The sequence below is a fragment of the Saccharopolyspora sp. ID03-671 genome, assembly GCF_045278815.1.
GTDB classification, from domain to species: domain Bacteria; phylum Actinomycetota; class Actinomycetes; order Mycobacteriales; family Pseudonocardiaceae; genus Saccharopolyspora; species Saccharopolyspora ipomoeae.
On record NZ_CP134054.1, the window covers coordinates 5,917,468 to 5,930,382 of the forward strand.

Here is a 12,915-nt window from a genome sequence, read left to right on the forward strand (position 1 = left end):
TTCCACCTCTGTGAACGGAGTGTTCCGCGTGGCCCAGCCCGCAGCCGTGCTGTTCGACATGGACGGCACGCTCGTCGATTCCGAGAAGCTCTGGACCATCGCGCTCGACGACTACGCAGCGCACCGCGGCGGTCGCCTCTCGCAGGCGGTCCGCGAGGACATGGTCGGCTCCAACATGACCCGCAGCATGCGGCTGCTCCTGGTGGACCTGGGCCTGCCCGACGGCAACTCCGACATCGCCACCGCCGCCAGCTGGGTCGCGCGCCGGATGACCCAGCTGTTCGCGGACGGCCTGCCGTGGCGGCCGGGCGCGCAGGAGGCGCTGCGCAGCGCGAAGGAGCTCGGGCTGCGCACCGCGCTGGTGACCTCGACGATCCGGCCGCTCACCGACATGGCGCTGGACACCCTCGGGCACGACTCCTTCGACGTCACCGTGTGCGGCGACGAGGTCGACGGCAAGAACAAGCCCGACCCCGAGCCCTACCTCAAGGCCGCGCGCCTGCTCGGCGTCGACCCCGCCGACTGCGTGGCCGTCGAGGACTCGCCGACCGGGGTCGCTTCCGCCGAGGCCGCGGGCTGCGTCGTCCTGGCCGTGCCGTGCGAGGTCCCGCTGGAGGACGGTCCGCGCCGGACGCTGCGCGACTCGCTCGCCGACGTCGACTTCGCCGAGCTCGCCGAGCTGTTCACCCCGGCGGCGTGAGCACCCCGATCCCGATCGTGCTGGCCGGGCACGGGCCGGTCGGTCGCGCCTACGCCGAGCTGGTCGCCGACCGCGGCCGCCGGCACGGCTTCGACCTGCGGGTGGTGGCCGTGCGGGGCCGCGACCGGCAGCGCGAGTCGGGGGAGTGGGGGTCGCTGAGCGACCTGCCGGAGCTGCTGGAGCGCACCGGCGCTGCGGTGTTCGCCCAGGCGGTTCCCTCCGACGGCGACGACCGGGCGGCTCGCGAGGCGCTGCAGGCCCTGGACGCGGGCGCGCACGTGGTCACCGCGACCAAGTCGCACCTGCTCGCGCGCTGGACGGAGCTGGCCGGGGCCGAGCGCGCGCGGGCCGGTCGGTGCGGGTCTCCGGTGCCACCGGTGCCGCGATGCCCGCCGGGGACCTGGCGCGCTCGGTGCTGCGCGGCTTCGACGTCGACGAGGTCGCCGGCTGCGTCAACGGCACCGCCACCTTCGTCCTGGACCGCGTCGCCGACGGCGCGGACCTGGCGGAGGCCGTCGCCGAGGCGCAGCGGGCCGGTATCGCCGAGGCCGACCCGAGCCAGGACCTCTCCGGTGGTGACGCGGCCACGAAGCTCCGGCTGATCAGCGCCCTGCTGTGGGGCTGGGACCCGGCTCGGACCCGCGCCGAGACCGAACCCATCGCCCAGCTCCCCGACGTTCCCGCAGGTCACCGGCTGCGCCAGGTCGCGCGCGCGAGGCGGGACGAGCCGGGCGTGGTGCGGGTGGTGCTGTCGGCCGAGCCCGAGGGGTCCCCGCTGGGCTCGCTGCGCGGTCCGGAGAAGGCGGTGCGCTACGACTGCGGCGAAGCCGGGCAGGTCACGGTCTCGGGAGGGCGCTCCAGCCCGCGCGGCGCCGCGCTTGCGATGATCAAGGACACGCTCGGCGCGGTCCTGGAGGCCACCACCGGCTTCCGCTGATCGGCCGTGATCGAGCCCGCAAACGGCCGGGTCCGATGTGAACCCGCCCAGGACGGATGCAAGGATCGAGGACTGTGAAGACCTTCGACGAGTTGTTCGCCGAGCTGCAGGAACGTGCCCGGACCCGCCCAGAGGGCTCCGGCACGGTGGCCGCGCTCGACGCCGGTGTGCACGCCCAGGGCAAGAAGGTCCTGGAGGAGGCCGGTGAGGTCTGGCTGGCCGCCGAGCACGAGTCCGACGAGGAACTCGCCGAGGAGATCTCGCAGCTGCTCTACCGGCTGCAGGTCATCATGCTGGGTCGCGGTCTGTCCCCCGAGGACGTCTACCGCTACCTGTAGATCATCTCCTGAGCCGGCGTACATGAGCAGGGGATCCCGGACCGAGAGGGCGTCCGAGGTTCCGCTACCTGCACCGCTCGTCAAGTTGAGTGCTGTCCAAGAAGGAGTTCCCATGCTGCGCGTCGCTGTGCCCAACAAGGGCACGCTTGCCGGTCCCGCTTCTGAGATGCTCGCCGAAGCCGGGTACCGGCAGCGCCATGAGCAGCGGGACCTGACCGTGATCGACAACGCCAACGAGGTCGAGTTCTTCTTCCTGCGGCCCAAGGACATCGCGATCTACGTCGGTTCCGGCGAGCTCGACCTGGGCTTGACCGGCCGCGACCTGGCGCTGGACTCCGGCGCCCCGGTCGACGAGCGGCTGGCGCTGGGCTTCGGCGGCTCGACCTTCCGCTACGCCGCGCCTTCCGGGGCGGGCGAGTGGAGCGTGGCCGACCTGCAGGGCAAGCGGATCGCCACGTCCTACCCGCGACTGGTCTCCGACGACCTGGCGCGCTACGGCGTGACGGCCGAGGTCATCCGGCTCGACGGGGCGGTGGAGATCTCCATCCAGCTCGGTGTCGCCGACGCGATCGCCGACGTCGTCGGCTCCGGCCGGACGTTGCGCCAGCACGGGCTGGTGGCCTTCGGCGACTCGATCTGCCGGTCCGAGGCCGTGGTCATCGAGCGCCGCGACTCCGACCAGGAGCAGGCCAAGAGCCGGCTGATCGCGCGGCTGCAGGGCGTCGTGTTCGCCCAGCAGTACGTGATGCTGGACTACAACTGTCCGAAGGACCTGCTCGACGAGGCCACGAAGATGACCCCGGGCCTGGAGTCGCCGACGATGGCGCCGCTGGCCGACGAGCGCTGGGTCGCGGTGCGCGCGATGGTCTCCCGCAAGGACGCCCCGGCGATCATGGACCGCCTCGCGGCCGTCGGGGCCAAGGCCATCCTGTCCTCGGACATCCGCGCCTGCCGCCTCTAGAGGTGACGGTTTTAGCCATAACTGTCCGGACAAAACGGATGTTGATCATGGGTGATTCTGGCTAAAACTGTCCGCTGCTGCTCCATTCGGGCGTAACCGCCGCTCCGTTCGTGTTCACCTCGCCCTCCCCGGAGGAGGCTGGGGCGAGGTGAACACGAGCAGGACCGGTGCCCGTCGAGATGTCGTACCGGGCGGGTAGTTTCGACGGCGACGATCTTGGACGACGCCGATGGGGGTGGCAGCAATGGCAGTTGTGGTTCCGGGGAAGACGCCGCCGCAGTGGCAGCTCTACGCAGGCATGCCCTGCTGGATCGAGCTGATCACCACGAACCTCGACAAGGCCCGCGAGTTCTACGCGAACCTCTTCGACTGGGAGTACGAGACCCACTCCGACCCGATCTCCGGGGAGCACGTCATCGCGCTCCGCGAGGGATTCCCGGTGGCCAGCCTCCGCGCCGCCTCCGGTGACCAGTCCCAGTGGCGGCTCTACCTCGCCACCGACGACTGCGCCGCCAAGGTCGCCGAGGCCGAGGAGCACGGCGCGGTGCAGACCGTGCCGATCAACTCTGTGCCGAAGATCGGCCGCAAAGCGGTGCTCGACGGCCCCTCCGACGCCGAGTTCGGGCTGCTGGAACCGGAGGAGTCCTGGCAGTTCGACGTCGGGCTGCCCGGCACCCTGATGTGGGCCGAGCTGGTCACCATCAAGGCTCAGACCGCCGACCACTTCTTCCAGGAGCTCTTCGGGTACGAGCACGAGCAGTTCGGCACCGAGCACCGCTCGGACTACTCGGTCTGGTACCTCGGCGACGAGTCGGTCCTGGCGCGGGTCAGCATGATCCGCGACTTCATCACCGAAACCACCCACCCGCACTGGCTCCTCTACCTCGGCGTCGACGCCGAGATCGGTACCGACGAGCTGGTGCGCACCGCCATCGCCCACGGCGGCCGGGTCCGGGTCGACCCCTACGACTCCAGCATCGGCCGCATGGCGGTGCTGCGAGACCCGACGGGAGCCCGCTTCGCCGTCATCGACCAGACCCAGGCCGGCGAGTACGGAACCGCGGCCAACTACGACCCGTACGAGGATTAAGAACCGCTGCGGCGCCTGGCACGTCGTCCGCGACGTGCCAGGTCAGTCCGTTCGGTCCAGGATGGACTCCTCGTTGGTGGCCGGGTCCTCGGGCCAGCCCGGGTAGGGCGGGGGAGTGCCGCCGAAGGACGGGCACAGGGCCTTGTGATCGCAGTAGTCGCAGAGCTTGCTCGGATTCGGCCGGAAATCCCCGGTTTTCCCGGCCTTGAGGATCGCCTGCCAGATCGCCTCCAGCGTTCGCTCGAAGCGGCGCAGCTCGTCCTCGTCGGGCGCGTAGGCGAGCTTCTGCTTGTTCGCCAAGTACATCAGCAGCAGCTGGCGCGGGATCTCGCCCCGCAACCGCCACAGCACCAAGGCGTAGAACTTCATCTGGAACATCGCCTTGGCCTCGCCGATCTCGCCGGGAGCCCTGCCGGTCTTGTAGTCCACCAAGCGGATCTCGCCGGTCGGCGCCACGTCCACCCGGTCGATGAACCCGCGCAGCAGCACACCCGACGGCAGCTCGGTCTCCACCCGCAGCTCGCACGCCTCCGGCTGCAGCCGCTGCGGATCCTCCATCTCGAAGTAGGCGTCGAGCAGGCCGCTCGCCGACGACAGCCACTTCTCCAGCTCCGGATCCTCCGGGCCCTCGAAGAGCTCGCCCAGCTCCGGCTGCTCGGCGAGCAGCTCCTCCCACGCCGGGTTCAGCATCTCCCCGGCCCGGTCCCGGTCGCGCTGCTCGGTCGGCAGCGCGTAGAGCCGCTCCAGCACCGAGTGCACGACGGTGCCCCTGATCTGGGCGCGCGTGGGCTTCTCCGGGATGCGGTCGACCGCGCGGAAGCGGTACAGCAGCGGGCACTGCTTGAAATCCCCGGCCCGCGACGGCGACAGCGCCGGACGCCGGCGGGTCGTCTCGTCCTGCTGGGCCGGCTGCTGCGCGATCTCCGTCATGGTCCTCGACCCTAACGAAGCCCACCGACAGCGATCACCCCACGTCAGGTGGCGGGCGCGTGAACCCCGCCGCATCACAGCCCCCTCACCCGCGACGGACTACCCTTCGGCCATGCCGCCGACCGCGTCCACACCTGCCCGGCCCAAGCTCAACGACGGCGGGCTGCTGCTGTGCCGGGTGGCCGGGGTGCCGGTGCTGCTGTCCACCTCGTGGTGGATCGGCGCCGCGCTCATCGTGCTGCTCTACACGCCGCTGGTCGGCCGCATCCTGCCCGGGGCCGGGGTGTGGGAGTCCGCCGTGCTCGCAGCCGTGTTCACCGTGCTGCTGGCGGCATCGGTGCTGCTGCACGAGCTCGGGCACTGCATCGTCGCGCTGCGGATGGGGATGCCGGTGCGGCGGGTGCGGTTGTTCCTGCTCGGCGGCCTGTCCGAGATCTCCCGCACGCCGCCCAAACCCGCGCAGGAAGGTCTCATCGCCGCCGCCGGGCCCGCGGTGTCGCTGGTGCTGGCGGGCGCGACCGGACTGGCCTGGTACGCGATGACCCCCGGCGGTGCGGTCTGGCTGCTGGTCGCCCAGACCTGCGTGGCCAACCTCGCCGTCGGCGTGTTCAACCTGCTGCCGGGCCTGCCGCTGGACGGCGGCCGGATGCTGCGCGCGCTGCTGTGGCGGATCACCGGGCGCCGCGTCGCCGGCACCACCGCCGGAGTCGTCGGAGCGGGCGTGGTCGCCGTCGCCCTGATGGTCTACGCGCTGATCGGGTTGTTCAGCGGCGCCGACGACCAGTGGCTGCGGCTGGGCGTGTGCGTGCTGATGGCCTGGTTCGTCGTCGCCGGTGCCAGCGCCGAGCACCAGGCCGAGCAGCGCCGCGGCTGGCCCAGCGGGCTGGAGCTGTCCGACCTGGTGCGCCCGGTGCTGCAGCTGCCGGCCGAGAGCCCGGTCGGCGACGCCCTGCTGGCCGCCGCCGGGCGCGGTGTCGTGCTGGTGCGGGCGGACGGCATCGCGGTCGGCCTGCTCGATCAGACCGCCGCCGAGCGCCTGGCCACCCACGCGCCGCACGAGCCCGCTGAACGCGCCGCCGAGCCCGTCGACCCGGACACGATCCTGCTCGACAGCGAGCCGCCGGACGAGGTGCTCGAACGCGTCCAGACCGTCCTGGCCTGGCAGTTCCTGGTGATCGACGAGGAGGGGCGGCCCAGCGGCGTGCTCCGCCGGGAGGACCTGCGCTCGGCGCTGCGGTCACACCGGAGCTGAACCGCGCCCGGCGGGGGTGCAGCCCCCGCCATCTGCGACGATGGTCCGCCGTGCGGCGAGCACGGCAGGCGAGCGCGGAGAAGGTAGGCAGCAGTTGAGCAGCACCGTCAGCGGTGAGTTCCAGCCCGGCGACCGGGTCCAGTTGACCGACCCCAAGGGGCGCAAGTACACGGTCGTGCTGGAAAAGGGAGGCGAGTACCACACCCACCGCGGCGCACTCGCGCACGACGACCTGATCGGGCGGCCCGAGGGCTCGGTGGTGACCTCCGCGGGCGGCACCTCGTTCCTGGCGCTGCGCCCGCTGCTGGCCGACTACGTGCTGTCGATGCCGCGCGGCGCCCAGGTCATCTACCCCAAGGACGCCGCGCAGATCCTCATGTGGGGCGACATCCGGCCGGGCGCGAAGGTCCTGGAGGCCGGTGCCGGTTCCGGCGCGCTGAGCTGCTCGCTGCTGCGCGCGGTCGGCCCTGAGGGCAGCGTCACCTCCTACGAGGTGCGCGAGGACCACCACGAGCACGCCGAGCGCAACGTCAAGCGCTTCTTCGGCGAGATCCCGGAGAACTGGGACCTGCGGCTGGGCGACCTGCTGGAGTACGACGGCGAGCCGGTCGACCGCATCGTGCTCGACATGCTGGCCCCGTGGGACGTCCTGGAGCTGGTCAAGGAGAAGCTCAACCCCGGCGGCGTCCTCATCGTCTACGTCGCCACCACCACCCAGCTCTCCCGGGTCACGGAGGCGATCCGCGAGCAGCAGAACTGGACCGAACCCCAGGCCTGGGAAACCCTCCTCCGCCCTTGGCACGTCGTGGGCATGGCCGTCCGCCCGGAACACCGCATGGTCGCCCACACGGCCTTCCTCCTCACCACCCGCCGCCTCGCCGACGGAGTGACCCCACCCCGAGTCCAACGCCGCCCCAGCAAGGGCTGACCCCCGAACGGCTGTCCCCCGGTCGAAAACCCCGGTTTTCGCGCGACGAAAACCGCAGTTTTCACGCGACGAATGCAGCGGTTTTCGACCGGTCGAGAACCGCGGTTTTCGACCCGGGGACGGGAAACGGCCCGCGCCGGGGGTTCCGGGGCGGGCCGTTTTGGCTGGTCAGGGTGTTAGCAGAGCTTCCACTCGCCGTTCTCGACGACCAGGTCGTTGGTCTCGTTGATCGGCACGTCCTGGTCCATGCGCTGGCCCATGACCTCGATGTGCAGCGACATGGTGCCGTTGAAGTGCGCGGTGGCGGTGTTGTCGCCGTTGTCCACGACATCGCCCAGCATGAACTTGATCTCCATGCTGTCGACCATCCGCTGGATCTCGGACGGCGGGATGCCCATGTCCTCGAGCTGGTCGAACTGGGACCCCTTGCCTTCCATCGTGTCGACCATGTCCTGCACCTCGGTGCTCGCCTTGTCGCAGGTCAGGCCTTGAATCCCGGCGAAGTCCTTGTTGTTCATCATGTCCACGGCCTGCTGGGCGACCGGGCGCGGGTCGCCGGGGCCGCCGGTGAGGACGATGACCAGCGTGATGACGACGCCGACGATGACGACGAGGCCGCCGACTCCGCCGAGGATCCAGGGGAGCGGTGACTTCTTCTTCGGCTGCGGGCCGTAGCCGCCGTACGGGTTCGGGTACGGCTGCTGCGGCGGGTAGCCGGGCTGCTGCGGGTACTGCTGGCCGCCGCTGGGCGGGAACTGGCCGCCCGGTTGCTGCGGGTACTGCTGACCGCCGCTCGGCGGGAACTGGCCGCCGGGTTGTTGGCCGCCGGGCTGCTGCCCCCATCCGCCCTGGCCGGGCGGCTGCTGCGGTGGGTACGTCACTGGAGATCCCCCTGGATTGTTTTCTGTTGTGCCCCTGATGCGGCCGCGGTTACTGGCCGAGGTCGCAGATCTTCCACTCGCCGTTCTCGACGACGAGGCCCATCGTCTGGTCCACCGGTTGTGACGCGCCGTCGGCTTCGTAGGTTCCGGTGAGCTTCGCCGAGGCCTTGTCGCCGTTGGTGGTGACCTCGCCGAGCCTGACGTCGAACTTCCACTGGCTGAGCTGGCTCATCGCCGTCTCCAGCTGGGCCTTGTTGGTCTCGCAGAACAGCGCGCCGACGGTGCCGAAGTCGCCCGCGTTGACCTTCGCCACGACCTCCTGGGCGACCGGGCGCGGCTCACCGGGGCCGCTGCCGAGCCAGAAGTGCACGCCGATACCGGCTCCGACCAGCACCACCACGGCCGCGACGATCGACAGGATCAGCGGCAGCCGCGACTTCTGCTCGGCCGGCGGCTCGACGTCGCCGAAGCCCCCGGGCTCCCGCAACCACGAACCGGGCCCGTTCTCGCTGCCCCACTGCGGGGGCAGCGGCTGGCCGGGCTGCTGCGGCATCGGCATCGGCTGACCGGGGTGCATCTGCGCGGGCTGTCCCTGAGCGGGCTGCTCCGGGCCCCATCCGGTGTGCTGGTTGCCGTACCAGTTCGGCTGCTGCTGCGGTGCCGGTTGCTGGGGGCCTGCGGGCTGCTGGGGGAATCCGTTCCCCGCGGGTTGCTCTCCCCACCCGCCCTGACCAGGCTGCTGCGGCGGATAGGTCATGACTCCTCCCAGGAGTGCTCTTGCGGCTGTCGACGCCGGGTTGTGCTCGGGCGGCGGTAAGTAGATCAGAGTCGCGGGCCCCGCGAGTGCGGAGTAACCGGATTACAACCTCCGTCGATTCCTCCCGGTGAGGGCCGGAATGTCCGGGACCGACGAGTTGTTCCAAATGATGGGAGAAGTGACGCGGCTCCGAGCGAAAATGCCACCCGGATGCCGGAGTCGTTAGCCCGGATGATCGCAGAGCGCGCACGACCGCTGTGGCGCAGCGGAAAAACCCGTGGTCACGGGGAATCTCCCGGGGTCTTGCGCTGTTGTCCGGGAGTATCGAACGGACCATGATCGACAACTCACGGTATCCGGCCCGACCAGCCAGGACATGACGCGCGGGGAACGAAGTTCTTTAGACCGTGTGTATTCCGCGATTTCTGTGGCACGCTGGGCGATCCGGCGGGACCTCACGACGCCGCCGTCGTCGGTGATCGCCGGTACCGTGGTGGTACGAGCACGGGAGGAGGGTGCCGATATGCAGCACGACCGTCCCGGCAGCCGGCCTGAGGAGGGCGACGGCGAGCAGGGTGCGGGCTCCGCGGAGCTCCGCAGCCAGATCCGTCTTCTCGAAGACGAGGTCGCACTGCTGCGCCGCAGGCTCAACGAGTCGCCTCAACAGGTGCGTCTGCTGGAAAAGCGGCTGGCCGAGGCATCCGAGAGAGTGAGCCAGCTCACCGAACGGAACGCCAAACTCACCGAGACCCTGAAGGAAGCGCGGGGCCAGCTGACGGCGCTGCGCGAGGAGGTCGACCGTCTCGCCCAGCCCCCGAGCGGGTACGGCGTGTTCCTGCACGCCTACGAGGACAGCACGGTCGACGTATTCACCTCCGGTCGCAAGATGCGGGTGGCGGTGTCGCCGAACGTCGAGACCGGGGACCTGAGGCTGGGCCAATCGGTGCGCCTCAACGAGGCCCTCACCGTGGTCGAGGCGGGTGCGTTCGAACAGACCGGTGAGGTGTGCACCTTCCGGGAGATCCTGTCCTACGCCGATGGCGAGAGCCCGCGGGCCCTGGTCATGGGGCACACGGACGAGGAACGCGTCGTGTGGCTGACCGAGCCGCTGGCCGATTCCGGGCTGAAGGCCGGCGACTCCCTGCTGGTCGACAGCAAGGCCGGCTACGCCTACGACACCGTGCCCAAGGCCGAGGTCGAGGACCTCACCCTCGAAGAGGTGCCGGACGTCGGCTACCGCGACATCGGTGGCCTCGCCGGGCAGATCGAGCAGATCCGCGACGCCGTGGAGCTGCCGTTCCTGCACTCCGACCTCTACGTGCAGTACCAGTTGCGCCCGCCCAAGGGCGTCCTGCTCTACGGGCCACCCGGCTGCGGGAAGACGCTCATCGCCAAGGCGGTGGCGAACTCCCTGGCCAAGAAGGTGGCCGCGGCGCGGGGTGACGACGATGGTCAGGCCAAGTCCTACTTCCTGAACATCAAGGGCCCCGAGCTGCTCAACAAGTTCGTCGGCGAGACCGAACGCCACATCCGGATGATCTTCCAGCGCGCTCGGGAGAAGGCCTCCGAGGGCACGCCGGTGATCGTGTTCTTCGACGAGATGGACTCGATCTTCCGGACCCGCGGCAGCGGTGTGTCCTCCGACGTGGAGACCACCATCGTCCCGCAGCTGCTGAGCGAGATCGACGGTGTGGAGGGCCTGGAGAACGTCATCGTCATCGGTGCCTCCAACCGCGAGGACATGATCGACCCGGCGATCCTGCGGCCCGGCCGGCTGGACGTGAAGATCAAGATCGAGCGTCCGGACGCCGAATCGGCCAAGGACATCTTCTCCAAGTACCTCACCGAGGAACTCCCGATCCACGAGGAGGACCTCAAGGAGTTCGGCGGGGACAACGCCGCGTGCCTGGACGCGATGATCCAGGCCACGGTGGAGCGGATGTACGCCGAGACCGACGAGAACCGGTTCCTGGAGGTCACCTACGCCAACGGGGACAAGGAGGTCCTGTACTTCAAGGACTTCAACTCCGGCGCGATGATCCAGAACATCGTGGACAGGGCCAAGAAGGCGGCGATCAAGTCGGTGCTGGAGACCAACCAGCCCGGCCTGCGGGTCCAGCACCTGCAGGACGCGATCATCGACGAGTTCGCCGAGAACGAGGACCTGCCCAACACCACCAACCCGGACGACTGGGCCCGCATCTCCGGCAAGAAGGGCGAGCGGATCGTCTACATCCGCACCCTGGTCAGCGGGAAGAACCAGGAATCCGGCCGGGCGATCGACACGGCCACCAACACGGGCCAGTACCTGTAGGTCGACGAGTCGAGCACCGGGGCCGCCATCCCTCCTTCCGGGATGGCGGCCCCGAGCTCGTGCGGGCCCAAGCCCGACGGGATAGTTTTCAGGGCATGATCCCCGCGCAGAACCCCGTGCAGCGACTGGGACTCGGGCTCGCCGCGCTGGGCAGACCGGCCTACATCAACGTCGGCCGCACCGAAGCCCTGCCGCAGCAGCGCACCGCCCAGGCGATGAAGGAGCGCACCCGCGCCGTCCTGGACGCCGCCTACGCCCGCGGCATCCGCTGGGTCGACACCGCCCGCTCCTACGGCAGCGCCGAGCAGTTCCTGGCCGACTGGCTGGGGGAGCGCGGCCACGCCGACGTCACGGTCTTCAGCAAGTGGGGCTACGCCTACGTCGCGCAGTGGCGCATCGAGACCGAGGTGCACGAGGTCAAGGAGCACTCGCTGGAGCGGCTGCGCAGCCAGTGGGCCGAGACCCGCACGCTGCTCGGCGACCGCATCGACCTCTACCAGGTGCACTCGCTGACCGGTTCCAGCCCGCTGTTCGAGGACCTGGAGCTGCAGCACGAGCTGGCCCGCATCCGCGACGCCGGTGTGCGGCTCGGATTCTCCACCAGCGGCGCCGCGCAGGCCGAGAGCATCGAGCGGGCCTGGGAGCTGGAGATCGGCGGCAGCCAGCTGTTCAGCGCCGTGCAGTCGACCTGGAACACCACCGAGCCGTCCGTCGGGCGCGTCCTCAACGAGGTGCACACCGGCGGCTGGCGGGTGCTGCTGAAGGAGACGATGGCCAACGGCAGGCTCGCGCTGGACCCGCCGGAGGAGTTCGCCGCCATCGCCCGCGGCCACGGCGTGGGGCCGGACGCCATCGCCATCGCCCACGCGCTGGCCCAGCCCTGGGCGGACGTGGTCCTGCTCGGCCCGGCCAGCGTCGAGCAGCTGGAGACCAACCTGGACGCCCTGAACGTCGAACTCACCGACCAGGAGCTCGGCACCCTCGCCTCCCTTGCCCGCGACGCCGCCACCTACTGGGGCGAACGCTCCGAAATGCCCTGGCACTGACCGTGGTGAGGGTGGGGGAAGTTTTCATGAAAACTTCCCCCACCACTCGAGAGGTGACGGAAGACCCTGTGGTGGGATGACCTGGTCCTTCACGTTGGGGGATTGGGAAGTTTTCATGAAAACTGTCCCGACCCGCGTTTGGAAGGACGGGAAAGTTTTCATGAAAACTTCCCCCACGAACGGGAGGTCTCAGCCGAGGTCCCGCAGCCAGCGGAGGGCGAACGCGCGGCCGTCGGGGACGACGGGCCAGTTCGGGTCGTCGAGGCGTTCGCGGAGCTCGGCGAGGGGCATCCACCAGCCCTCGGCGACCTCCTCCGGCTGGTGCACCACGGGCCCGTCCCAGCGGGCCTGGAAGACGAAACCGTGGTAGCGGACGGTGCCCTGCTCGAAGACCTCGCGGAACAGGAACTCCGGTTCGGCGTCCACGCCCAGCTCCTCGGCGAGCTCGCGGCGGGCCCCGTCGAACGGGTCCTCGCCGGCGGCCACCACGCCGCCCGCCGTGCAGTCGTGCAGACCGGGGTAGACGTCCTTGGTGTCGGTGCGGCGGTGCACGTAGACCCGCTCGCCGTCGCCGGAGCGCAGCAGCACGGCCGTCGCCGCGTGCCACAGGCCCCTCTCGCGCATCTCGCGCCTCGTCGCCGCACCCACGACACGCCCGGCCGCGTCGTACAGCGCCACCTGCTCCTCGCCCGAGTTCACGTCAGCGATGGTGTCATCCCGCCGAGGCGGGTTCGCCCTCGGCGGACGCCGCCGTTTTCTTGAGAAATCGGTCCCACCCCGT

Annotated in this window: 13 protein-coding genes and 1 pseudogene; 10 read left to right on the top strand and 4 right to left on the bottom strand. The window is 70.1% G+C overall.

What is annotated here, in order from left to right; genetic code table 11:
• Positions 1-28 precede the first annotated feature (28 nt).
• From REH65_RS27415 to REH65_RS27440, 6 genes and pseudogenes are all read left to right on the top strand, one after another.
• Entirely contained in the window at positions 29-700 is a 672-nt protein-coding gene (locus REH65_RS27415) for an HAD family hydrolase (protein ID WP_406689688.1), read from the top strand.
• 17 nt (positions 701-717) lie between these two features.
• Positions 718-987: pseudogene (locus tag REH65_RS27420) on the top strand (homoserine dehydrogenase); the annotation flags it as partial.
• Between the two features lie 98 nt (positions 988-1,085).
• Positions 1,086-1,637 (top strand): hypothetical protein, encoded by a 552-nt coding sequence (locus REH65_RS27425; RefSeq protein ID WP_406689689.1) that lies wholly within the window; start codon positions 1,086-1,088, stop codon positions 1,635-1,637.
• A gap of 74 nt (positions 1,638-1,711) precedes the next feature.
• Positions 1,712-1,975 (top strand): phosphoribosyl-ATP diphosphatase, encoded by a 264-nt coding sequence (locus tag REH65_RS27430; RefSeq protein WP_281453662.1) that lies wholly within the window; start codon positions 1,712-1,714, stop codon positions 1,973-1,975.
• A gap of 112 nt (positions 1,976-2,087) precedes the next feature.
• A complete protein-coding gene (hisG, locus tag REH65_RS27435) occupies positions 2,088-2,936 on the top strand; it encodes an ATP phosphoribosyltransferase (RefSeq protein WP_406689690.1) in 849 nt (282 codons plus the stop codon).
• A gap of 244 nt (positions 2,937-3,180) precedes the next feature.
• A complete protein-coding gene (locus REH65_RS27440) occupies positions 3,181-4,026 on the top strand; it encodes a VOC family protein (protein ID WP_406689691.1) in 846 nt (281 codons plus the stop codon).
• 42 nt (positions 4,027-4,068) lie between these two features.
• On the opposite strand, the gene REH65_RS27445 is transcribed toward REH65_RS27440, so the two are convergent.
• Positions 4,069-4,956 (bottom strand): RecB family exonuclease, encoded by an 888-nt coding sequence (locus REH65_RS27445; protein WP_406689692.1) that lies wholly within the window; start codon positions 4,954-4,956, stop codon positions 4,069-4,071.
• 112 nt (positions 4,957-5,068) lie between these two features.
• On the opposite strand from REH65_RS27445, the gene REH65_RS27450 reads away from it, so the two are divergent.
• Positions 5,069-6,208, top strand: coding sequence for a site-2 protease family protein (locus REH65_RS27450; RefSeq protein ID WP_406689693.1), 1,140 nt, complete (start codon positions 5,069-5,071; stop codon positions 6,206-6,208).
• 40 nt (positions 6,209-6,248) lie between these two features.
• A complete protein-coding gene (locus REH65_RS27455) occupies positions 6,249-7,136 on the top strand; it encodes a tRNA (adenine-N1)-methyltransferase (RefSeq protein WP_406689694.1) in 888 nt (295 codons plus the stop codon).
• Positions 7,137-7,312: 176 nt separating this feature from the next.
• Here the strand turns inward: REH65_RS27455 and REH65_RS27460 are convergent, their stop codons facing one another.
• Both REH65_RS27460 and REH65_RS27465 read right to left on the bottom strand, forming a co-directional pair.
• Positions 7,313-8,017 (bottom strand): hypothetical protein, encoded by a 705-nt coding sequence (locus REH65_RS27460; RefSeq protein WP_406689695.1) that lies wholly within the window; start codon positions 8,015-8,017, stop codon positions 7,313-7,315.
• Between the two features lie 49 nt (positions 8,018-8,066).
• Complete coding sequence (locus tag REH65_RS27465) at positions 8,067-8,774, bottom strand: hypothetical protein (protein WP_406689696.1); 708 nt, start codon at positions 8,772-8,774, stop codon at positions 8,067-8,069.
• Between the two features lie 523 nt (positions 8,775-9,297).
• On the opposite strand from REH65_RS27465, the gene arc reads away from it, so the two are divergent.
• The gene (gene arc, locus REH65_RS27470) at positions 9,298-11,088 is read left to right on the top strand and encodes a proteasome ATPase (protein WP_281453654.1); all 1,791 of its coding nucleotides are present in this window, start codon (positions 9,298-9,300) and stop codon (positions 11,086-11,088) included.
• 95 nt (positions 11,089-11,183) lie between these two features.
• On the top strand, positions 11,184-12,134 hold the full coding sequence (locus REH65_RS27475) for an aldo/keto reductase (RefSeq protein ID WP_406689697.1): 951 nt from the start codon (positions 11,184-11,186) through the stop codon (positions 12,132-12,134).
• 189 nt (positions 12,135-12,323) lie between these two features.
• On the opposite strand, the gene REH65_RS27480 is transcribed toward REH65_RS27475, so the two are convergent.
• Positions 12,324-12,833, bottom strand: coding sequence for an NUDIX hydrolase (locus tag REH65_RS27480; RefSeq protein ID WP_406689698.1), 510 nt, complete (start codon positions 12,831-12,833; stop codon positions 12,324-12,326).
• Between the last annotated feature and the right edge of the window lie 82 nt (positions 12,834-12,915).

Bases quoted from the DNA above. Each gene is read 5' to 3' on its own strand.
- REH65_RS27425 (WP_406689689.1), top strand. From the start codon at position 1,086: ATGCCCGCCGGGGACCTGGCGCGCTCGGTGCTGCGCGGCTTCGACGTC.
- hisG (WP_406689690.1), top strand. From the start codon at position 2,088: ATGCTGCGCGTCGCTGTGCCCAACAAGGGCACGCTTGCCGGTCCCGCT.
- REH65_RS27440 (WP_406689691.1), top strand. From the start codon at position 3,181: ATGGCAGTTGTGGTTCCGGGGAAGACGCCGCCGCAGTGGCAGCTCTAC.
- REH65_RS27445 (WP_406689692.1), bottom strand. From the start codon at position 4,956: ATGACGGAGATCGCGCAGCAGCCGGCCCAGCAGGACGAGACGACCCGC.
- REH65_RS27450 (WP_406689693.1), top strand. From the start codon at position 5,069: ATGCCGCCGACCGCGTCCACACCTGCCCGGCCCAAGCTCAACGACGGC.
- REH65_RS27455 (WP_406689694.1), top strand. From the start codon at position 6,249: ATGGTCCGCCGTGCGGCGAGCACGGCAGGCGAGCGCGGAGAAGGTAGG.
- REH65_RS27465 (WP_406689696.1), bottom strand. From the start codon at position 8,774: ATGACCTATCCGCCGCAGCAGCCTGGTCAGGGCGGGTGGGGAGAGCAA.
- arc (WP_281453654.1), top strand. From the start codon at position 9,298: ATGCAGCACGACCGTCCCGGCAGCCGGCCTGAGGAGGGCGACGGCGAG.
- REH65_RS27475 (WP_406689697.1), top strand. From the start codon at position 11,184: ATGATCCCCGCGCAGAACCCCGTGCAGCGACTGGGACTCGGGCTCGCC.